This is a genomic window from Legionella maioricensis, assembly GCF_023618015.1.
GTDB classification, from domain to species: Bacteria; Pseudomonadota; Gammaproteobacteria; order Legionellales; family Legionellaceae; genus Legionella; species Legionella maioricensis.
Genome location: NZ_JAJKBJ010000031.1, coordinates 1 through 21,314 on the forward strand (window position 1 = coordinate 1; position 21,314 = coordinate 21,314).

The window sequence follows — 21,314 nt, forward strand, 5'->3', positions numbered from 1 at the left end:
TCCCTCACTTCGTTCGGGATGACGTGTGAGTTCGGGATGATGTGTGGCTAGGGATTACGTCCAATTTAGACTGAAAATTCCATAATCGTATAAACACCTGGAGTTGCGTAGGTATTTTTTAATTTAAAACCTGCCGCCTCTATCAGCTCACACCAATTGTTAAGGGTACGCTGCTTTCCGCCCACTAAGACCATCATGATGATATCCATAGTCTTGTTGGTATGGGGCTGTTCATTTTGAGGCATAGCTTGTTCAGCTATGATTAACGAAGCGTGTTTTGGCAGATGTTTATAGCAGTTGGTAAGAATGTTTTTTACTTGCTCATCGCCAAAATCATGTAATACTCCTTTAAAAAGATAGGCATCCGCAGTGGGTAAAGAGGAGAAATAATCATTGGTTACCTGTTGATTAATCTTCTCCATCAGATTAAACAAGATAGTAGTTGTGGATGGATATTGAATGGCTATGACTTTTGATAAGTTGTTCAAGCCAGCCCCAATATCAACGACATGTTTAAATTGGCCAAAATTATATCCTTGAGTGATGGCGTTATCATCAAAAGAGGACAGTTTCTCTATTCCTTTCCGAAATCGTGTTTTCTTCTCTGGATTATGATTGAGGAAATCAAAAAAATCAGTCCCATGTTGCAGTTTAAATGCTGTTGTTCCTGTTTTTAATGCAGTTTCCAGTTGAGCAAACGCTTGCCACCAGGATTCATCAACCATACTTAATACATCCTTCATAGAATAAGGATGATCGCCTCTTAATGGAGCGGATAATGGAGTCAGTGCATAAGCGTCTCCATTTTTGCTAAAAAGGCCATAAACGGTCAGGAAATTGAGTAGCCTATCTAAAAGATCCGGAACTGTAGAGGTTAACCGAGCCAGCTCTTGAACGGATATTGGTTGCTCAGACATGTGGTCTGCTATCCCTAAATTGGCAATGGTATGGATGGCTCTGGAGACTACATACTCACGGGACATGACCGCCAATTGCACGTGAGGTTGTACCGATTCTTTATTCATTAATAATCCTTGGCAAATGATTTTCAATCCATTTCATGTTAGGTTTATACCTTGTTATGAGGAAGATGCAATATTATGTGCTACGATGGGTATACAATTAATTTTTAGCATAGAATAAATGAATTCGCATTAATGAATTTTTTAAAACGCAACTGCGCTAATAAATATCTTGCTTTACTAATTTAACAAGGGTTTTGAGTACATGAAATTTGATATTCATTATTTGTTTTCAGCCAAATATGCAAAATGGATAATCATTAGTTTAATTTCCCTTTTTTCTTTATTAATTATTTTTGAATATGCTACCCTTTTTTTCCCTTTCGCTCATCCCCCAGTTTTATCAAATTCTGATAAGAGTCTCCTAATTAAAACCAGATCAGATTCGTCTGATTATATTTTGAATTCTTCCCTTTTTGGAGTGTATGTTCCTAATGATTTAAATGAGGATAATGTTAAAAAATCGATGTTGAACGTCACATTGGTTGGTATTTTATTAGGAGATAAAACGGCAGACTCGCAAGTCATTATTCGCTCGGCAGGTGGTGAAGAAAATACCTATAAAATAGGTGATAAAATACCGGGTGGAGCAATAATTAAACGTATTATGGCAGGAGGGGTTTTAGTTGAACGAAATGGCGCATTGGAAAGTTTAAGTTTGCCCAAAAATGATTTAACCTTTGAACCTGTGGCAAAGCCTTTACAAGAGGAATAAAGAGCATGAAGCATATATTCAAGTTATTAATAGTCATCATTCTTATTCCCTTGCTGGCTGCTTGCATTACCGGAGGGGCATTGAGTTTGCGTGAAGGGATCAATAGCTTTAGGGGACAAGACTATAGAAGAGCTTTTATTCGTTTAAAACCCCAGGCAGAAAAAGGTCAGCCTGATGCTCAATATGCAGTTGGTTATATGTACTATTATGGGCAAGGAGTGGTAGAAGATAGAGATAAAGCATGGTTCTGGATCCATATGGCCGCTAGATTGGGCCAGCCTGACGCCATAGAAGCGGTTAAAATTCTGGGAAGTGCTCCGCCAGTTAGGTAATGCGTCTAGCGTGTGCTTCATAAAATTTTATTTGCATCCTTAAATGAGTGCTAGCGTTAGCGGACTACGGATATTTCGTCGTTGCGAGCCTTGGCGAAGCAAGAACGATACTTCGTTGAAAATCGGAGCTGCTTCACTTTGTTCGCAATGACGACAGTTTTTTATCTAGTATTGTAATCTGGATCGAGACGAGGTCGTAATCTGATGACGTGTCTTCATAACCGCTGTTAAGTGTGTGCTTTAATGATTAAAGAGATGACATAACTGCAATAAATAATAAGCAGGATTCCACCATGCCAGGGAGAGAGTTTCTTTTTATACTGATAGTTTAAGAAGATTAACAGCACCATCAAAGAGATCATTACTGGTAGATCTCGCCATAATACGGTGGTACTTATTTTAGCGGGAGTAATAATTGTTGGAAAGGCCAAGATCAGTAAGAGGCTATAAATATTCGCACCGAGAATAGTTCCGACAGCAATATCCTCTTCTCCTTTAAGGATAGCCGTAATTGCCGTGACTAAACCAGGTAGTGTTGCTCCCAAGGCGATAATAGTTAAGCCTATGGTCAGCTCATTCATACCAGCCCATTTGGCAAGCTCTGTCGTGCTATGTACTAAATATTTAGTGCTAAGCGGAAGCACGAGTAAACCTAAAAACATACTCAGGCTGTGCATTTTTAATGAACGGTTAGAATGAAATGCCGATTTAAATTCTTTAAAAAATTGATCTTTGGGGTGAGTATGATTAGATAAATAAATGAAAAAAACAATTAAGGCAATGCAAGCAATTAAAAACAGACAACCATCTATTTTACCTACATAACCGTCGAGAATAAGGCTATATAAAAAGAGCATGGTGATGATAATTATGGGGTAGGTTTTTTTTAAGGTATTGTAATTAGGGGTTGTGGGCTTAATAAGAATTGATATTCCCAAGATTAAACCAATATTTGCTATGTTAGAACCTATGGCATTCCCTATAATTAAATGATTTTTATTCTTTAAAAAAGACAGAATAAAGATGATTAGCTCAGGAACCGATGTACCGAGGGCAACAACGGTTAATCCCATAATAAATGGTGAAAGCTGAAAGCGGGTTGCTAAGCCCAAAGCGCCCGTTATTAAATGATTAGCTGCCCATATCAGGGAAATAACGCTAATAATTAATATCAGGGCGACGTTCATTAAGGAACTCAGTATAAGAAACTAGTAATAGATAATAATACGAGAATGATTTACAGGATATAGATTCATAATAAATTAGGAGCTAATCCTATACCTGATTACGCCCCCTTCGGACTGACATTAAGCATATCAGTATTTGACACCTGATTTAATACTGGGGAATAGTGTTCGTTTGTGAGAAATTTAATTATCGCCTCTTGTTCCAGTGGGGTGCCACTCTCTTTTATAGTCATTATCATGCCTTTAATAAATAACTCGATTTCTTGACGGTTTTCAATAGGGTCTTTCATCCAGGTTTTTACTTTTCCCTCTGGTATAGTTAAATTTAATACGATTTTACCTACCATTTTATTTACATCCAGGAGGATAGTTAAGTAATGTTTTTTCTGAATGGGTGAGTATCTGGCCAGATATTGGCCTGGGCTGCTGAGTATATTTTTAGCGGTATTGGTATCGATATCTCCGTGATATAAGGGATTAGCCATTTCTTGCTGTATTTCTTTTTTTGGTTTAAAAAATAATGCCGATAGTTGATAACTCCAAGTCACTACTGGAGATGCACCGAATTTTTCTTCAGTTTCTTTCGTTGCTTTTTGTGCTAACAGGTTTTGGTAGTAGATGATGGTACGTGTTAGGGTTAGCGCAGTATAAATTCTGGATAATTGCTCAGTAAATCCTGCGCTACAATGGCCACGTTGAACAATTTCATGTAACTGATCAGAAATATCCCGGGAATGCAATTGTAAACTAACAAAATCAGACTCTGCAAATTTATCCAGGCCTTTTAATATACTGCGATCTTTTTGTTTGGCAGAGAATCGATAATCTTCTTCCAGGTAGGTATTCAATAACGATATGGCGAACTCAAAGTGATGAAACTCCTCTGTATCCATGCCAAAGGCCCAGCTGTATTTGATATGAATTGCTTTTGCGGCTTTTAATACTTTTTCAAAGAGATTACAAAAGGTGTCATCAAATGAAGGAATAATTAAAACAGAAGATCCAAGTTTTTTTTCTATCAGGTCTTTGCAACGTTCATATACTTCTGGGAAACTCGCAAATATTTGTAAAATATCTTCCTTTGAAAAAAACTCTACCCACTGCGGTGATTGACTGGTTACCTCTTTTCCACTCAGGTAATCATCTAATAAACCAATCTGCTCAATACGGTTCAAGAGCATTTGTTTCGTATATTTTTTACCACTGCTAGTAAGAATATCTGAATTGCTGTCCTCTTTTTTCTCTTTTTTACTGTCTTTGGTCTCAATTTTAAGTTCCATAGGTACCTCTTAATAAAGAATGTTCAATCACTAGCGAAGGAAAAAGAAATATTATAATCCATTTTTTGCAAATTTTGTCATGCTTTGTTTTTAATTGATCAAAGTGGGGGATTGTTGAATGCTTTTGTTATGAAAGGAGCTTCGCACCTGTATTTTCGGATTTAACCGAGTTCATTCTCAAATAAGGTAGATAATATCAAACTCGTGGGTTTGGCAAGCCCCAGAGTAGATAACTGTTTTTTTGTAAACCATTGGCCACAAGATTCCATTATCTGGTTATTTAACATTTTAATTTTTATACTCATTGCATTGATTTCAAGATGAAAATGACTAAAACGGTGTTTAAAGGCGATGAGTGGTTTGGGCGCTTCCCCCTTTAGTGCGTATTGACGATGTATAAAGTCCAGAGGACAATTGTCTTGATCTAGACTGGGCAAACACCATAAGCCACCCCATAAACCTGTAGGTGGTCTTTTTTCGAGATAAATTAATCCTTGCTCATTGTGTAGAACCAGTATTTGTTGCGATTGGACAGGAACTGGTTTTTTCATTTTTTTATGAGGATAAAGATGTTGTTCTTTATTTTTAAAAGCCAGACAATTGTTTTGTAAAGGGCAGTTAACGCAATCAGGATTTTTGGTGGTACAACAGGTAGCCCCCATATCCATAATAGCTTGGGTGTAGTCAGCACATCGCTCCTGAGGCATGCAGGCATCTGCGATATCCCACATGGTCTTTTTAACTTGAGCCTGCTCAGGCCAGCCTTTGATTAGAAAAAAACGAGACAACACTCTTTTTACGTTTCCATCTAGAATAGCTGTAGGTTGATTAAAGGCCTGCGACAAAATAGCTGCCGCCGTTGATGGACCTATTCCCGGTAGATCAATTAACGATTTAAGATCAGTAGGAAATAAGCCATGATAATGTTCTTTTATCGTTTTCGCAGTACGGTGAAGATTTCTCGCTCTGCTGTAATAACCCAGACCAGACCATAAGGAAAGTACTTCATCTTCATTTGCTTGAGCCAAATCAGTTATCGTCGGGAAGTGTTGAATAAAGCGATTAAAATAGGGGATAACTGTTTGTACTTGGGTTTGTTGTAACATAATTTCAGAAACCCAGACTCGATAGGCAGTACGCGGCGATTGCCAGGGTAAATCTTTACGTCCGTGTAAGTCAAACCAACTCAATAAAGGTTTGCTAAACTGATCTTGTAATTTTTTATTCATCGACGGATTAAATCTTTTAGACGGTTTCTAATTTGATTTACAGGCCTATCTATATTGGGGTTCATTAGCTGTTGCCCTAAAAGAGGAGCCATTGCCTTAAAATCAGGTAAAACTTTGGGGTGTTCCAAGGTCCCTGAGATGATCAGAGGAAAATATCCTCCAAGTATTTCTTGAATTTTTAGCATGGCTGGCTCTGCACTGTTGTTATTTACACTGGCTTGAAGTTTAGAGTTCAACTCGTAACTAGATAAATTTAAAGTTCCATTACCTTTTACTTGCAATTTATCAGTTTGTAATAAAATAGATTCACTGCTTAACATTCCATTTTGAAACTGATATTGAAGACTGGCTAGTTTGAACGCTGTATTCCCTTGAGTGTATGTACTGTTATCCCAATTAGTTAATTGCTGAAGTGCATTTTTGAGGCCCAGATCCCTATTGCTAATGATATTCTTCAGCTTTTCTTTTAAATCGTTAAGCAGTTGCTCCAGGCTGAAATTATAAATTTCACCCTCTTTAATAGAGATGGTTCCGGTTCCGCTAATTGTTCCAATGTTTGGATTTTCGACGGGAATAGAGGCGTGTATTGAGTAATCCAGGCCGCCGCTGATCATCTCATACCCTAGCAACACCGCCATTAATTGCTTACCATTTAAATTGGTTGCTGTTTGATTAAGAGAAAATTGTTTTGTGGCAATTGTATAGTCCATATTACCTATCGACTCACCATCATAAAGAGAGAGGGTAAGTGGATTAAATTGGATGCCTTCTTTATTCGTCTTGAGAGTGGCGCTTACTTTTTTGATAACGAATTGATTCAACGAAACATTTTGTAACAGCAGTTGCCCTTCGGCAAAAGACTGAGTAATCCCATTCTGAAGTTGATTCAATACAGAAGGAGCCAAACTCAATCTCCCTTTAAAATTAATGTTTGCATTAATAAGTGGATTAGAGGAGTACTCAGCCAGTTTCGTTTTAACTTGCACTGTGAATGGGGAGTTCTGTAAATTAAATTGCTCAACCCCAATTTGTAAATTTTTAAACACAGTTGAATGGCCATTGTTGTTGATAATGACTTGGCCATGGCTGACTAATAACCGTTCTATGGCAAATTGTTCCCCATAACTGCCTTTAGTGCTTTGGCTTTTGGATGTTTCTTCCGATGATTTTGCTGGCTTAGCACTATGTAGATTAACCTGGGTATTTAGTCCATCAATGTTGACTTCGCTAAAAACAAATTTTCCTCTTAATAAAGGGGTGATTTTTAAATTTAAAAGTAGGGTATCAATAGCTAGTGAGTATTCTTCATTTAATTTTGCATCACCAATTATAATTTTATTAAATTTAAGCCCTGGTCTGGGGAATAGTTGCCAGGAAATAGTTCCGTCAATATGACTTTGTTTATGAGTGAGGGCGGTAATTTGGTTACTGACCAGTTTTTTAATTGTTTCGGGATTAATATTCTTTGCTAAAATCCACAAAATGACTGAGGCGAGCAGCAATAATGATAGCAAGGTAAGTACAATTTTTCCTAACAATTTCATAAAGTGGAACCTTGGAGTAAAAAAAGAAGCATATAGATAAAGGACTTCCTGTCAAGATGTACTTAAAAAAACTTGGTTTTCTATTGAAACTATGAGGTTGTCAAACTAGACTGGAAAGGAGGATAGGTTTATTTTACTCCTTCCGGCAGAAGTTAATAACCGATAACGTAGTGATAATATAGAACTTTATTAAGTAAAGATGAGACGTTGATTTTTTTAAGAAGCACTCAGGATGAGTTATATAAATCAAGGAGATCGTCATGCATCAAGGCCCATCCGAAATTGTGGTGTTAAAACCTACCACTGTCTTTTTATCGTTTCTTGCCTCGCAATTACCTGAAAATGATTTACCTAGTCTGAAGCTATTACAAACGGACTGTACTGCCTATGTTATTAATAAACACCATGCAGTTGTCGAGACTATTGAAGAAATAGAAAAAAATTTTTCGGCCATGTTTCGACATGAGATTTGCCGTTGGCTAGGTAATAATGCGCGCAATGAAATTGAAACCAGTTTCCTGGATTTCCTCTGCTGTTTTAAATTCGAGATGCACTCCCATTTGGTTTTGATGGAGCCGTCTATAGAAGCAGGGAATCAATTGTTGATAATTAAACCTCGTTCTTCACTGCTAAAATGGATGAAATCCGCCATAGAGGGACAAGAAGAACTGGAAAATGTGATGGAAAGAGTTACTCTGTCTCATTTGGCAGAAAATGCGACGGTTATAATAAAAAATTTCTCTGATTTAAAGGAAATTAAGTCTTTTATGGCGCAATATTATAAGCCCATTTTTGAAACTGCCATGAGCCGTATGTCCAATCAATCAAGTGAATGGCCCGTAGTAAATTCATTTCAATCATTTAGCCAGTATTTCACTGTTGAAATACACACTCAATTGATTCATTTGCCTTCATAAGGAGTTTACTATGGATCCAATAAGTATAGCGCTAATTTGTGCCGCCTCGTTTGGAGCAGTAGTGACCTTAGCTGCTTTTATCAGAATGATGATATTAAGTCGCGATAAAGAATTAAATGACGAAGCACAAAGAATAGCATTGACTCAGGAAGCTGAGGAGCTTGAAAGAATGCGAGAGCAAATGCAGAGTAATAAACGATTTGATTCGCATTATAAAGTGCTTGGTGCCAATAAAGATGCCATTGTTTATTTAGATACCAAGATAGAAGATATTCTCCATAAGAAAACTCAATTAATTGACCGTTATGCTCAGGTTTCTATCAAAGAATCTGAAGCCATAGTAGATGGAGCACTATCGGCGGAACGTAAAGCAGCTTGTGATAGATTAAAATTGGAAATTGATGAAGAAATTAAATTTTATGATAGGGAGTTGGCGAATTTACAGCTAAGAAGAACCTCTTTATGGGATACGCATACTGATCTGCAAGAATACCTTTTGGCGCAGGAACAGTCGCGCAATGAAAATCTGGATTTCATCTATAAACAACATTCGGGTCTTTTGGAAAAGGTGTATATTCGGCATATTGATAATAGCGAGCATATTGCCAAACAGACTATTGATGCGGGCACCTCTACTTTTAAAACTATGGTTTGGGGGCCAATACAATTTTTATTACAATACTTTAATCTATCAACGGGCGTTTCTCTCGATCAGTCACAAATGGAAAGTGATGCCAGAGATGAGGTGGAAAAGACTGAAAGTGATGTTAATGATCTACCAAGTAGTGATGAAGTTAATGGTGATAAAGAATCAGATAAAAAGGAAGAGGACTCTAAAGATGATTCTGACAAAGAGAATGACTCAAAATTATTGATTGCTTAAAAATTATTCTTTTGAGGTAATTGATGACATGTATGCTAATGTATATTACACTATGGCTCCCTCATGGCCAAGTGCTGTGATGGTATTTTCTAAAGTCTATTTTTTCGTCTTTAAGATTGGATCTTAAAATGCAAAGGACTTTAACTGATTGGTTGCAAGAGGAATATAACTCGTGGTCTACATAAAACGTGATAAGGATGGTCGGATTTGTGCGATGTATAGCCAAGAGACTGAAAATGTAACGGAAGAAATTGACACCGATGATCCTGAATTTATTGATTTTTTAATGCATTGTGATAATAATTTGCAATTAAAATTTCTTAAATCAGATTTGCAATTGATTCGTGTGCTTGAAGACGTAATTAATATTTTAATGGATAAAAATATCATTACTATTACCGATTTTCCGCAACCAGTAATTGATAAATTATTAGCGCGCCAGGCCTTTCGCAAGAGGTATACTGGTGTAGCTGGTATGGAGTATAAAGATGATGAAGAAATGTAGTTCAAGATTTATGTCTTTTATTTTATGTTTTACTCTGGCAACCCCAGGATTTAGTATCGATTTAAATACCCTCCTTCCAGATGAACGCAATACAGTAGATGTATTTCAAAAATCCTCTCCAAAAGTGGTCTATGTCCATCGTCTGGCAACGGTAAACAACCATTCAGCTGTAAAAAAACATGTTCCTGCTGGCGCGGGTTCCGGGATTATCTGGGATGATAAAGGTCATGTGGTAACCAATTATCATGTGATTAGAGGTGCTGATGATTTGGCAGTTAGTCTTGGTAATATGACTGTGCCTGCTAAAGTAATAGGTACAGAGCCTCGTAAAGACATCGCTGTTTTGGAGATAAAATCCCCCCAGGCTTTAGCTTATTTAAAGACTTATAAGCCTTTTGAGATAGTGCATCTTAAGGATTTAATAGTAGGTCAAAAAGCAATCGCCATTGGTAATCCTTTTGGGTTAGATCACAGTTTATCTAAAGGCGTGATTTCTGCATTAGGCCGAAAAGTTCCTGGGATTGGCGGCGTAACTATTCGTAACATGATTCAAACAGATACCCCGATCAATCCAGGTAATTCAGGCGGACCACTGTTAAATAGCGCGGGGCAACTGATTGGTTTGAATACGATGATTTTTTCTCGCTCCGGTTCTTCTGCTGGAATTGGTTTTGCTGTTCCTGCGGATGACATTGAACGAGTTGTAACGCAAATTATCAAACATGGTCGAGTTGTTTTATCCGGAATAGGCATACAACGAGTTGAGCCTCATATTGCTAAGAAATTAGGAGTTAGAAGAGGAATTTTAATTGCTGAAGTATTACCCAATACTCCTGCCGCTCATCTAAAATTACGTGGAACCTACAGAGATTCTTGGGGACGAATTGTCATGGGAGATGTGATAGTTGCTATTAATGCTCATCCTGTTGCCAATTATGATGCTTTATATAATTTGTTGACTGAAATTAAAGTAGGGGAGCAAGTTACCCTTTCAATACAAAGAGGCAATAAACAGATGGATGTTAAAATGAAAACTATCGATATCGCTGCCTTATAGTTTATTTAGGGCGGTTGACGATTGGTTTTTCGACGTTCCGCGACTTGTTTGTGGGATTCAGCTAGGATTCTTTGGGAACAAGTTATCTGGCCTTTGCACTAGATATCTGGATGCTGCGAACAAGTCGCGACACGGAGGCCTTCTAAAGATAAATTGTCAACCGCTCCCTAATATTTTCTTCTAATGGGGTTGGAGTAATAGCAATAAAATACTCCGACCCCATTTTTTTAAAATCATTCATATTATACTATGTGAGTTAGCCATTCGGGGCTTATTTTCAAAGATTTAAGGATATAAGGATGTTACTTAATAAAGAAGACTCCATTGTATTACTGGTTGACGTACAAGAAAAATTGACACCAGCAGTTCTAAATTGCAATGAGTTTATCGCTCGTTGTGAATGGTTATTAAAATTAGCGCACACCATGGCTGTGCCTATTATGGTAAGTGAACAATATCCCAAAGGTCTTGGATCAACAATAGAACAACTCCGCCCCTACTATGAAAAAAAAGACTGCATTGAAAAAGTTCATTTTTCTTGCATGCAACAGCCTGATTATACATCCCGTTTGAATGAGTTTAATAAAAATCAATTAATAGTTATTGGAATTGAGGCACATGTTTGTGTTTTGCAGACGGCAATGGAAATGAAAGGCGCAGGTTTTGAGGTTTATATCGTGGTTGATGCGGTTAGCAGTAGGAGTGAGCGCGATTTTAAATATGCTTTAAAACGCATGAAACAAGAGGGCATTCATTTGATAACAGCGGAAATGGTATTTTTCGAATGGTTAAGAAAAGCAGGCACACCGGAATTTAAAGCTTTGAGTAAAGAGTTTTTACAATAACGCAGAATTATAATTTCGAAATTAGAATAATGGAGAGTACGAATGAATTTCGATAATCAAATTGCATTAGTTACGGGGGGAGCATCAGGTATGGGTAAAGCCTGTGCTGAATATTTGCACCAACGCGGAATGAAAGTAGTTATTTGGGATAAACAGGAAAACAGTAATAGTGATGCTGCTTTATTCGTTACTTGTGATGTAACCAGCGAAGAATCAGTGGAGTCGGCGATGAAGGAAACCATTGCGCAAGTTGGTACTCCCAGGGTTTGCATTAATTGCGCTGGAATTGCTCCTGCCAAACGAATTGTAGGCAAAGAAGGAGCAATGCCATTATCCGCATTTAAACAAGTAATTGATGTGAACCTTATTGGCACTTTTAATGTAATGCGCGTAGCCGCTCATGCTATGTCGGTTCTGGAGCTTGAAAGTAAGTCTCAGGAGCGCGGAGTGATAATTAATACCGCTTCTATTGCCGCATTTGAAGGTCAGATTGGTCAAGCAGCCTATAGTGCATCAAAAGGCGGAATAGTTTCGATGACTTTGCCTGCTGCTCGTGAATTAGCCCGATTTGCAATTAGGGTAAATACTATTGCTCCTGGATTATTTGCAACCCCTTTGCTTTTAAACATGCCTCAAGAAGTTCAAGATAATCTGGCAGCCACAATTACCTTCCCTCAACGTTTTGGTAAGCCAGATGAATTTGCGTCGCTAGTGAGTCAAATTATTGAAAATGGTATGTTGAATGGGGCAGTTATCCGGCTTGACGGCGCTCTTCGCATGCAATAAACGGCTGTATTTCGCGCATCTTGAACGAGTTTGATTGGCTAAAAATGCTCACATACCTGATGTATGCTGCGCTTTTTAGCCAATCAAGCTCGTCCCGCCTGCGCTCAAATCTGACCGTTCATGGGGTTGGTATTTTACGTATGGATAAATCTTCATGTAAGTTTTTGTACATTCGGCTTTTTGCTGCATCTACCAATTTAAGGATAGCTTAATCTCACTACAGGTATAATTTATAAATATTCAATTAATGTAATAATGAAATATGCCTTTTTTAAACTCTTTTTCTCGTCAAAACAAAACCCATGTTATTGAGTTTTATTCCTATAGTGACGAATACAGTAGGGAACAAATCACTCATGAAGTAATATCGGGCGCAAATGCAGGCTCAATTCTTTCTGCCATTTATGGACAAAATATTAGGTTTGTATATGCGCCGGATAACGAAAAATATCAGCTGGTTTTAAAAGAAGCAGAAACCAGAGGTTATAAGCAAACAATTATAAATCTTTATGAGCCTAATCAACTTCATCATTTATTATCCCGAATAAAACCGGGGGACTCGATACTAATTAATGGCCAAGGTGATATAGATAAGGAACTGATTGCGGGTCGAGATGCTGAAGAATTAACCGATATACTTTTGGATGAGTTTAGGTTAAAAGATATCCAGTTAAATAATTTGGATATAGACTCCTGCCTGATGGGCAGAGTTGAAAGTTATCGTAATGTATTAAAGAGTCTTTTAAAAAATTTTCAAACCATTACTACATATACAGAATTATGTTCTGTATCTTCCGGTGGTGACCAACTTTTTAGAATGTGGATCAAGAAAAAAAGCGAAGGATACAGCTTTTATAAAGAAGATGAAATAAATGGGGGCGAAATCCGCATCACTGAATATACAGATTTTTATAGGGCTTTGTTAAAAGAATCCTGGAAACCAAATCCAAATAATTCTGATGAAATAGATATCTCAGATTGTATGAATTTATCATGGTGATCTTCAGAAATCTGTATCGATTTTAATTCCATTTATTGATTAACATGCATTAGTTAAGAGTGGATTTGAATTACATTGGGGCGCCAATATGATAGAGGATTAATTGGCGCCTTAAGAAGTAACTTAAGCTTCTTGATGATGGTTATTGTCAGGTGAAGATTTCAAATTCCCCGTTGCGGTATAAACGCTGACGGCATCAACTTTGTTTCCCGATAGGGCATTGACAATTTGTTGACGCGTATGAATATTATTGACAATAACTTGCCCATTGACATTATTCAGTTCACGGCATGTAGTTAATAATTCAGCCAGTTTATTATTGAGTTTGTTGAGCTGTTCTGTTTCTTCAGAAGAACAATTCACAAGGAATTCTTTTAAAGAAAGACTGGCATTGGTATTTGAGTTACTAATCAAATCTACTCGTTGTTTTGCACTTTCTTCTATTTTATCTGATAGCCTTTGTTTCTTATTTGCTAACTCTTCGAGTGCATCGAATTGGCGAGTAGCAAGCATTACTTTCTCTTCGGATAAAAGAGTATTAAGTGCTTCTACCCAGTTAATTTCTTGCTCCAAATGGGTCGCTAGGGTTTTTATATTATTATTCATCAAATTATCCTAAAAATTGTAACGCTCCCGGACTTCCTGAGAAGTTACAAAAAATCATCCTGAAATTTAAGCCATTTCTAAATTATTTAACATACTTCTGGCAATTTTGTCACTTTGAATCAGGTAGTTTCCTGATTGAATTTCTGCTTTAAAATACAAAACACGAGCTTCATTGATTTCAGGTACATCTTGAAGAGAGGCTTTAAGGGCTTCTAATTGTTTGGAGGCACTGCTTATAGATACTTTATTGGATGAAGGACTATTATCAATAACCGCTCCTCTAGCTTCTGGATGTTGTGCTTTCAGGCGGCCATCTGAATCAATAGATTTCATTTTACCTGAATCATTAATTTGGTTAACCATAATTTTGTCCTCAATCACATTTAGCATGTTTATCGGCTCCTTTTGAAATTTCTTTAGTAAATTTCGGTTAATTTTTAAACTTTTTTGCGTTGATATCCAAATTAAGTGCTAATTAACCGACTATAGAACAACTTTTACCCTTTTTTCTCCAGCAACTTGTGCTTCGATAATTCGTTTTGAAGTGCGATTTTTTACCTTAACTGTATCACCTAATGCCCCTTCATTAAGAGCAATACCTGGCATGCTTACCGTTAAATTATTATTGTTGGCAACTATGGTTACTTCTTCACCTTTATGAATCAGTTTTGCCAATTCAATATTATAAGGATTAAAAGGGCTGTCAGCAGCTATGTCATGTTTACAGACCAGTCCTATTAATTCATTTTTTTCAGTAAAATACCCTAGTTTTAGTCTTTGCGTATCCATTTCAGTTTGGTAAATATCTTCTTCTTTTACTTGTGTTCCCTTAACAAGCATATTTTTTGAGACTAAAACGGTTTTTAAGACTGTGATAGTGATTGGAACATATAAAACCCAATGGTTATCTTCTTCAAGACATTTTACTGCCATAGTATTGCTGCTTAATAGCGGCGTTTGATAAGGGTTAAAAATAGACAGCTGATTTTCGGCACAGGCTTTCAGATTCAAACGAGAATCAATTTTATTGGCAGATACCTGGATTTTCCCCTCAGTGTAAGTGGATAATTCATTCAGAACGTATTGCTCAATTTTATCTTTTAAGAGGGGAAGGGATTGAATCTGAGTCGCATATAAGCAGATGCTTGCAAAAAATAGGAAAACACTTAGTATGCTCTTTTTCACAACATTAACCCTCTTGGTAGTAGTCAGATTTCCATGCAAATATTGCGCCAATTTTAGGAGTATAACATGACCGTTCGTATTAGCGTCTACAAATTGATTTTATTCATGTTTATTACCCCAGTTTATGGAGATAGCCATCATCCCCAAGAATTTCTAAAGAGCATTCGCGGAACTCAAAATGAGGGGGGGCAAATATACCAGCATTATTGCGCTAATTGTCATGCAAAAACCCCACTGATTCCTTTAGGTGCCCCAAGAATTGGGGAAAAAAGTGATTGGAAGTTAAGAATAAAGCAAGGGATTAATGTTCTTTTTAAACACACTGACGAAGGGTTGAATGCTATGCCGGCAAGAGGGGGATGTTTTGAATGTACTGACGAACAGTTGATTTTGGCCATCGTGGAAATTGTACCAAAAGAAGGCAAAAAAGTCCTTATAAATGAACTTATTGCAAACAAAAAATACAAATAGTTAAAAAATTTTATAAAAAAAGCTAAACCTATTTTTAAATCTCCCGATACAGTAAAAAAAAAGAGGGAGAAAATAAAGTGAAAAAACAACTATTGTTAGTTCCCATTTGTGCCTTGGCGGCCTCTTGTGCGTCCATGGATAGATCAACTGCTGTGGTCGATGATGCGGGCTATACCCATTACACCATGAGTATGGCATCAGACCATAAGGGCTCAAATTACTTCCCTGTAAAAAAAGAACCCACAGGAAGGAAAGAATTTGTCTTTGATCCTAAAGCCACTGCTTGGGCTGCTTATGATGCTCAGGGCAACCGAGTCAAGACGGGTAGTGCTTCTGGCGGTAAAGATTTCTGTGAAGACGCCGGTAAACCCTGTCGGACTGTGACAGGTCGCTTTAGAGTTTATTCCAAGAAAGGTGAAGATTGTAAGTCCAGTATCTATCCTCTTGAGACTCATGGAGGGGCAAAAATGCCTTATTGCATGCACTTCTCTGGCGGATATTCCATCCATGCCGCCTATGAAGTACCTAATTATAATGCAAGTCACGGTTGCATCCGGGTTCTACCCAGTGCTGCAAAATGGCTCAATGAGAATTTTGTCGATATAGGTACTTCTGTAGTAGTGAAACCTTACTAATAATAATTATATTTTAATAAATAACGATATCTCCACTCCTGCCCTGCATCTTGCAGGGTTTTTTTTATTTTAGCGGATGATGAATATCAAGCCCTCTTAAGTAATTAAAGACACTTGATAATAATAGAATCTCAATTTACTATCGTGTTTTTTTTAAGTAGAACTGCATAATGATTCTTTGTATTGATGTTGGAAATTCTCATATATATGGTGGGGTGTTTGACGGGGATGAGATAAAATTACGTTTTCGCCATACTTCTAAAGTCAGTACTTCTGATGAGCTGGGGATTTTTTTAAAAAGTGTCTTACGAGAAAATAATTGTTCTCCTGAGAAAATTAAAAAAATTGGTATTTGTTCTGTAGTTCCTCAGTTAGATTATTCCTTGCGTTCTGCTTGCGTTAAATATTTTTCTTCAGAACCCTTTTTACTGCAGGCGGGTGTTAAAACCGGATTGAATATTAAGTATCGCAATCCTTTGGAGGTGGGGGCTGATCGAATTGCTAATGCAATTGCTGCTACCCATAGTTATCCTAATCAAAATATTATCGTTATTGATTTCGGTACTGCGACTACTTTTTGTGTTATTACCGCTCAAAAAGCATATTTAGGCGGGGCTATTTTACCGGGAGTCAGATTATCTGTAGATGCCTTATCTAAAAATACGGCTAAATTACCCTCTGTAGAAATTATAAAGACCGGGAATGTAGTTGGCAGATCCACCGTAGAGAGTATTCAATCGGGAGTCTATTATGGTGTCCTTGGCGCTTGCCGTGAGCTAATTCACCGAATTAATAAAGAATCATTTGCTGACAATAATGCTCTGGTTCTGGCCACCGGAGGGTTTGCTTCTTTATTTGATAAGCAAGATATTTATGATTATTTAGTGCCCGATTTAGTTCTTCAAGGTGTTCGTTTAGCCGCATTAATGAATCTTTAATCATTGTATAAGCCCCGAATGCAGTGGGCTTAATAAATGATTATTTCTTTAATAAACCTTATTTCTAGAAATTCTGTCAATGCCTCTCGTTTAGGTTTAGTTTCTACGCATTTCTGAAAACAATCTCGTTCTGTGTCCAGCTCCATGTGTTCGTTAAATTTCCTTAATGAATAAATTAAATTCATTTTTATTTTTGCTTCCTTCCAAACTGTAAATAAATTAACAAAAAAGTGGGTTTTCATCTTGACGCAGGAAGAAATGTGTTTCTATAGTGTATAAAAGTGGGTTAAAATAATAAAAAAGTGGAGAATTGTGGAGGAGTTAAATCCTTTACATCAGGACAAACTATGTTTCGTGGAATAAATACCATCACCATAGACACTAAAGGACGCTTGGCTATTCCTACGCGTTATAGAGGTGCATTGGGGGCAGAAGAGAAAATCCCTCTGGTGGTGACTATAGATACCGAAGAAACCTGTTTACTTCTTTATACCGCGGCTCAATGGCAGGTAATTGAAGATAATTTGCAAAAATTACCGAGTTTTAATCCGGCGGCGAGAAGAATTCAGCGTTTGTTAATCGGTCATGCTACGGACGTAGAGGTTGATGCAAATGGTCGTGTGCTTTTACCGACCGTTTTAAGAAATTATGCACAGTTAGAAAAAGACGTAGTGATGATAGGGCAGGGAAATAAATTTGAAATATGGAATAAAGAGCTTTGGGAATCCAAACGTGAGCAATGGTTAGCTGAAGAAGCTACCAAAACTGATGGATTACCTGATGAAATGAAAACGTTTTCTTTGTAATGGAAACTAAAATGGCAACGCATCAATCAGTATTACTACATGAATCGATCAAAGGTTTAGCCATTAAACCGGATGGAATCTATTTCGATGGAACTTTTGGTCGAGGTGGTCATAGCCGGGAAATTCTGAATCATTTAAATGAAAAAGGAAGATTATTTGCCATAGATAAGGATCCAGATGCTATTGAATACGCAAAAGATCATTTTGGATTAGATAAACGATTTCACATATTTCATGGTTCTTTTGCCAAATTGAGTGAATTTGCTTCTGAAGCCAATGTGCTTGGAGCAGTTGACGGAATATTACTTGATTTGGGCGTGTCTTCTCCTCAGCTGGATAATCCAGAACGAGGATTTAGTTTTATGCAGCAAGGCCCATTAGACATGCGCATGGATTTAACTCAATCAGTAAGCGCCGCTAAATTTGTTAATGAAGCCGAGGCCGATGAGATGGCTTCTGTATTTAGATTATATGGTGAAGAACGATTTGCAGGAAGGATAGCCAGAGCCATTGTTGAAGCAAGAGAAGTAGCACCCATAACGACGACGTTGCAATTAGCAGAAATTGTTAAAGAAGCCAATCCTAAATGGGAAAAGCATAAACATCCTGCAACACGTGTTTTCCAGGCGATCCGTATTCATGTCAATCAAGAGTTGAGTGATTTGAGTAGTTGTTTAGAGCAATGTCTCAATGTTTTAGCTCCCGGTGGACGATTATCAGTGATTAGTTTTCATTCCCTTGAAGACCGAATAGTAAAACAATTTATGAGAGATAAGGAACAAGGAGTCAGGCCGCCACCTGAAGTTCCTGTTCGATACGAAGAAACTAAAACCAATTTTAAGAGAGTAGGTAAAGCGGTGATGCCACAAGAAAATGAAATAAATGAAAATGTCAGAGCTCGAAGTGCAGTACTAAGAATAGGGGAGAAATTAGCATGAATGCTGCAGCTAAAGTGATTAATCAAGGGAATTTATTTAATGGGCAATTGGCAGATATGCACATGTCAAAATCAATATATTTGTTGGTAGTATTGTTAGTTGCTGTATTAATAAGTGGTTTTGCAGTGATCTACAGCACTAATTCATATCGGTCCACATTTAGTCAGGTGGAGCAAGAGGAACAACAAACTCATTTTTTACAATTACAATGGGGACAGTTATTACTGGAGCAGGCAAGCTTGGCAACTCCGGCGAGAGTTGAAGAGCTGGCAATACAAAAATTAAAAATGACTTTACCTACTTCAAAGAATACTTATTTATTACATGCTCGATTAAATTAATGCTTCATTTTGAAGAAGAAAGGGGTAAACGTTTACTTAATGGCTTCAACTTAAGGGAAAATTGTAGCCTGGATGGAGCGAAGCGTAATCCGGGAGCAAGGCTCGAATCAGGTTTCGATCCTGGGTTACGGCTACGCCTTCACCCAGGCTACATCCTTTAAGTTGACGTCATTGTAGAGTTCACTTTAAAAATTTAGAGAGGAATCATCTCGAAAAATTTAAAGGCTTCATGTACACTGACCGTTTAAAAGTCAGTTTGAAACGATGTCTAATACATTTCGGCACACGAGAGCTATTTTGTGCCTCAAAACATTATTTTTGAGTAGTAATCCATGAAACAATCACGCCATTTTGCCAGGCTTGTAACCGTTGCTGCTTTTTTTTCCTTGCTCTTGCTCATTCTTATATGGCGCATGGTCGACCTTACGGTGTTGCACAGAAAATTTTTGCAAGGTCAGGGTAATGCTCGTAGCTTAAGGGTGATTGATATTCCCGCCTATCGAGGAATGATTACTGATAGAAATGGTACGCCTTTAGCGGTGAGTACTCCAGTAGAGTCTGTCTGGGTTAATCCTAAAGAGTTTTCTCCTGATGAAGAGCAATTCATGCAGTTGGCAAAATATTTAAAGTTAACTCCTAAAGAATTGAGTAGAAAAGTCGTCAATGCAGAAAATCGTGAGTTTCTTTATTTGCAGAGGCAGCTTCCCCCAATGCTTTCCAAACAGATAAAGGCCTTAAAAATTCCGGGTGTTAATTTTCAAAAAGAATTTAAACGTTATTATCCTGATTCAGACAGTATTTCCCAGTTGTTAGGATTTACGAATGTGGATGATCAGGGACTGGAAGGAATAGAGCTTGCTTACCAAGATTGGCTCATGGGGATTGTAGGTAAAAAAAGAGTAATCAAAGATCGTTTGGGTCGAATTATAGAGGAGCTTGGAATTCTTAAAGAACCTCGGCCTGGACACGAACTTGCTTTGAGTGTTGACCGACGCCTCCAGTATTTAGCGTACAGTGAATTAAGTAAAACAGTTGAGGAGTTTGCAGCAAAATCAGGTTCTGTGGTCGTTGTAGATGCTGAAAATGGAGAGATTTTGGCCATTGCTAATGTACCTTCCTATAATCCTAATTCACGCGGACATTATGATCGAGGGACTTATCGAAATCTGGCATTAACTGACACTTTTGAACCAGGGTCAGTGATTAAGCCTTTTAGTATTGCCAGCGCTTTAGAGACTGGTTTATTTACCCCTGATACGATAATAGACACCAATCCCAGTTGGATGATTGTTCATGGACATACAGTGCGAGACATTCATAATTATGGTGTTTTGGACGTTACTGGAATACTGCAACATTCAAGTAACGTAGGTGTCACTAAAATGGTTTTGGCGAGTCCGCCAGAACAATTAATCGGATTGTTGCAAAAGTGCGGTTTTGGCCAGCGTACTGAAAGTGCCTATCCTGGTGAGAGCGAAGGCGCCATCGTGAAAGCTAAAGACGCTAATCCTTTTGTTTTAGCTACTTTGGGATTTGGTTATGGCTTGTCAGTTACTGCATTGCAATTAGCAAAAGCCAGTTTAATTTTTGCAAATAAGGGAAGATTAATGCCGGTCACGTTGTTGCATAATGACACACCAACACCAGGCATCCAAGTGATGCAGCCTAAAACGGCAGAGCAGGTGCTCTTGATGATGGAAGCGGTTTTGGGTAAAGATGGTACAGGAAAGAGTGCGCGAGTACCTGGATATAGAGTAGCGGGAAAAACGGGAACCGCACGAGTTGCAGGAAAAGATGGCTATAAAGATAGAAGATATACAGCCAGTTTTATGGGGATAGCACCGGTTTCAAAACCAAAATTTGTAGTGATTGTGATTATTCATGAACCGTCACGTAAGGGATACTATGCCGCAGCAGTTGCTGCTCCTTTATTTGCAAAAGTAATGTCAGGGGCATTGCGATTGTTTAATATACCCACAGATGAAGTTGTCACTTGATAATAACTGGGTAGCTTATAATAAAGCAGTGTAATACGAGAATAGTTAAATCTTAACCTCGTTTTTTGCTGCACTAATATGGGCTACGATTGATA

The 21,314-nt window shown here is 37.7% G+C and carries 24 protein-coding genes; 16 read left to right on the forward strand and 8 right to left on the reverse strand.

The genetic code is table 11. The features are described 5' to 3' along the window. Positions 1–65 precede the first annotated feature (65 nt). Complete coding sequence (locus tag LOX96_RS15940) at positions 66–1,025, reverse strand: methyltransferase (protein WP_250424470.1); 960 nt, start codon at positions 1,023–1,025, stop codon at positions 66–68. 202 nt (positions 1,026–1,227) lie between these two features. Here LOX96_RS15940 and LOX96_RS15945 point away from each other — a divergent pair, with 202 nt between their 5' ends. Beyond that, a complete protein-coding gene (locus LOX96_RS15945; RefSeq protein WP_250424471.1) occupies positions 1,228–1,737 on the forward strand; it encodes a type II secretion system protein N in 510 nt (169 codons plus the stop codon). Positions 1,738–1,742: 5 nt separating this feature from the next. Beyond that, complete coding sequence (locus tag LOX96_RS15950) at positions 1,743–2,069, forward strand: tetratricopeptide repeat protein (protein ID WP_250424472.1); 327 nt, start codon at positions 1,743–1,745, stop codon at positions 2,067–2,069. Between the two features lie 227 nt (positions 2,070–2,296). Here LOX96_RS15950 and LOX96_RS15955 read toward each other — a convergent pair whose 3' ends face one another. The 4 genes from LOX96_RS15955 to LOX96_RS15970 all read right to left on the reverse strand — a co-directional run bounded on the left by LOX96_RS15955 (position 2,297) and on the right by LOX96_RS15970 (position 7,309). Beyond that, entirely contained in the window at positions 2,297–3,256 is a 960-nt protein-coding gene (locus LOX96_RS15955; protein ID WP_250424473.1) for a calcium/sodium antiporter, read from the reverse strand. 98 nt (positions 3,257–3,354) lie between these two features. Then, a complete protein-coding gene (locus LOX96_RS15960) occupies positions 3,355–4,536 on the reverse strand; it encodes a hypothetical protein (RefSeq protein WP_250424474.1) in 1,182 nt (393 codons plus the stop codon). 161 nt (positions 4,537–4,697) lie between these two features. Then, entirely contained in the window at positions 4,698–5,765 is a 1,068-nt protein-coding gene (gene mutY, locus LOX96_RS15965; RefSeq protein ID WP_250424475.1) for an A/G-specific adenine glycosylase, read from the reverse strand. Then, complete coding sequence (locus LOX96_RS15970) at positions 5,762–7,309, reverse strand: AsmA family protein (protein WP_250424476.1); 1,548 nt, start codon at positions 7,307–7,309, stop codon at positions 5,762–5,764. The genes mutY and LOX96_RS15970 overlap by 4 nt, the downstream gene beginning before the upstream one ends. A 260-nt stretch (positions 7,310–7,569) precedes the next feature. On the opposite strand from LOX96_RS15970, the gene LOX96_RS15975 reads away from it, so the two are divergent. The 7 genes from LOX96_RS15975 to LOX96_RS16005 all read left to right on the forward strand — a co-directional run bounded on the left by LOX96_RS15975 (position 7,570) and on the right by LOX96_RS16005 (position 13,302). Continuing rightward, the gene (locus tag LOX96_RS15975) at positions 7,570–8,226 is read left to right on the forward strand and encodes a hypothetical protein (protein WP_250424477.1); all 657 of its coding nucleotides are present in this window, start codon (positions 7,570–7,572) and stop codon (positions 8,224–8,226) included. 10 nt (positions 8,227–8,236) lie between these two features. Beyond that, positions 8,237–9,109 (forward strand): hypothetical protein, encoded by an 873-nt coding sequence (locus LOX96_RS15980; protein ID WP_250424478.1) that lies wholly within the window; start codon positions 8,237–8,239, stop codon positions 9,107–9,109. Between the two features lie 172 nt (positions 9,110–9,281). Further along, positions 9,282–9,614, forward strand: a complete 333-nt coding sequence (locus LOX96_RS15985) for a hypothetical protein (RefSeq protein WP_250424479.1) — start codon at positions 9,282–9,284, stop codon at positions 9,612–9,614. After that, positions 9,598–10,671 carry a S1C family serine protease gene (locus tag LOX96_RS15990; RefSeq protein ID WP_250424480.1) on the forward strand — a complete coding sequence of 358 codons (1,074 nt, stop codon included), beginning with the start codon at positions 9,598–9,600 and terminating at the stop codon, positions 10,669–10,671. The genes LOX96_RS15985 and LOX96_RS15990 overlap by 17 nt, the downstream gene beginning before the upstream one ends. A 299-nt stretch (positions 10,672–10,970) precedes the next feature. Beyond that, the gene (locus LOX96_RS15995) at positions 10,971–11,516 is read left to right on the forward strand and encodes a hydrolase (protein ID WP_250424481.1); all 546 of its coding nucleotides are present in this window, start codon (positions 10,971–10,973) and stop codon (positions 11,514–11,516) included. Positions 11,517–11,558: 42 nt separating this feature from the next. After that, entirely contained in the window at positions 11,559–12,302 is a 744-nt protein-coding gene (locus tag LOX96_RS16000; protein ID WP_250424482.1) for an SDR family NAD(P)-dependent oxidoreductase, read from the forward strand. 262 nt (positions 12,303–12,564) lie between these two features. Then, positions 12,565–13,302 (forward strand): hypothetical protein, encoded by a 738-nt coding sequence (locus LOX96_RS16005; protein WP_250424483.1) that lies wholly within the window; start codon positions 12,565–12,567, stop codon positions 13,300–13,302. Positions 13,303–13,425: 123 nt separating this feature from the next. On the opposite strand, the gene LOX96_RS16010 is transcribed toward LOX96_RS16005, so the two are convergent. From LOX96_RS16010 to flgA, 3 genes are all read right to left on the reverse strand, one after another. Next, a complete protein-coding gene (locus LOX96_RS16010; protein WP_250424484.1) occupies positions 13,426–13,908 on the reverse strand; it encodes a flagella synthesis protein FlgN in 483 nt (160 codons plus the stop codon). A gap of 66 nt (positions 13,909–13,974) precedes the next feature. Further along, on the reverse strand, positions 13,975–14,298 hold the full coding sequence (gene flgM, locus LOX96_RS16015; protein ID WP_250424485.1) for a flagellar biosynthesis anti-sigma factor FlgM: 324 nt from the start codon (positions 14,296–14,298) through the stop codon (positions 13,975–13,977). A gap of 93 nt (positions 14,299–14,391) precedes the next feature. Then, positions 14,392–15,093 carry a flagellar basal body P-ring formation chaperone FlgA gene (flgA, locus tag LOX96_RS16020; RefSeq protein ID WP_250424486.1) on the reverse strand — a complete coding sequence of 234 codons (702 nt, stop codon included), beginning with the start codon at positions 15,091–15,093 and terminating at the stop codon, positions 14,392–14,394. Positions 15,094–15,159: 66 nt separating this feature from the next. Here flgA and LOX96_RS16025 point away from each other — a divergent pair, with 66 nt between their 5' ends. The 7 genes from LOX96_RS16025 to LOX96_RS16055 all read left to right on the forward strand — a co-directional run bounded on the left by LOX96_RS16025 (position 15,160) and on the right by LOX96_RS16055 (position 21,219). Beyond that, positions 15,160–15,564, forward strand: a complete 405-nt coding sequence (locus tag LOX96_RS16025) for a c-type cytochrome (protein WP_250424487.1) — start codon at positions 15,160–15,162, stop codon at positions 15,562–15,564. 77 nt (positions 15,565–15,641) lie between these two features. Further along, positions 15,642–16,199, forward strand: a complete 558-nt coding sequence (locus LOX96_RS16030) for a L,D-transpeptidase (RefSeq protein WP_250424488.1) — start codon at positions 15,642–15,644, stop codon at positions 16,197–16,199. A gap of 170 nt (positions 16,200–16,369) precedes the next feature. Next, a complete protein-coding gene (locus LOX96_RS16035) occupies positions 16,370–17,137 on the forward strand; it encodes a type III pantothenate kinase (RefSeq protein WP_250424489.1) in 768 nt (255 codons plus the stop codon). 347 nt (positions 17,138–17,484) lie between these two features. Further along, a complete protein-coding gene (gene mraZ / locus LOX96_RS16040; RefSeq protein WP_250424490.1) occupies positions 17,485–17,943 on the forward strand; it encodes a division/cell wall cluster transcriptional repressor MraZ in 459 nt (152 codons plus the stop codon). Positions 17,944–17,954: 11 nt separating this feature from the next. Continuing rightward, positions 17,955–18,881, forward strand: a complete 927-nt coding sequence (gene rsmH, locus LOX96_RS16045; RefSeq protein WP_250424491.1) for a 16S rRNA (cytosine(1402)-N(4))-methyltransferase RsmH — start codon at positions 17,955–17,957, stop codon at positions 18,879–18,881. Continuing rightward, on the forward strand, positions 18,878–19,222 hold the full coding sequence (ftsL, locus tag LOX96_RS16050) for a cell division protein FtsL (protein WP_250424492.1): 345 nt from the start codon (positions 18,878–18,880) through the stop codon (positions 19,220–19,222). Before rsmH ends, ftsL begins: the two co-directional genes overlap by 4 nt. A gap of 332 nt (positions 19,223–19,554) precedes the next feature. Beyond that, positions 19,555–21,219, forward strand: coding sequence for a peptidoglycan D,D-transpeptidase FtsI family protein (locus LOX96_RS16055; RefSeq protein ID WP_250424493.1), 1,665 nt, complete (start codon positions 19,555–19,557; stop codon positions 21,217–21,219). Positions 21,220–21,314: the final 95 nt, after the last annotated feature.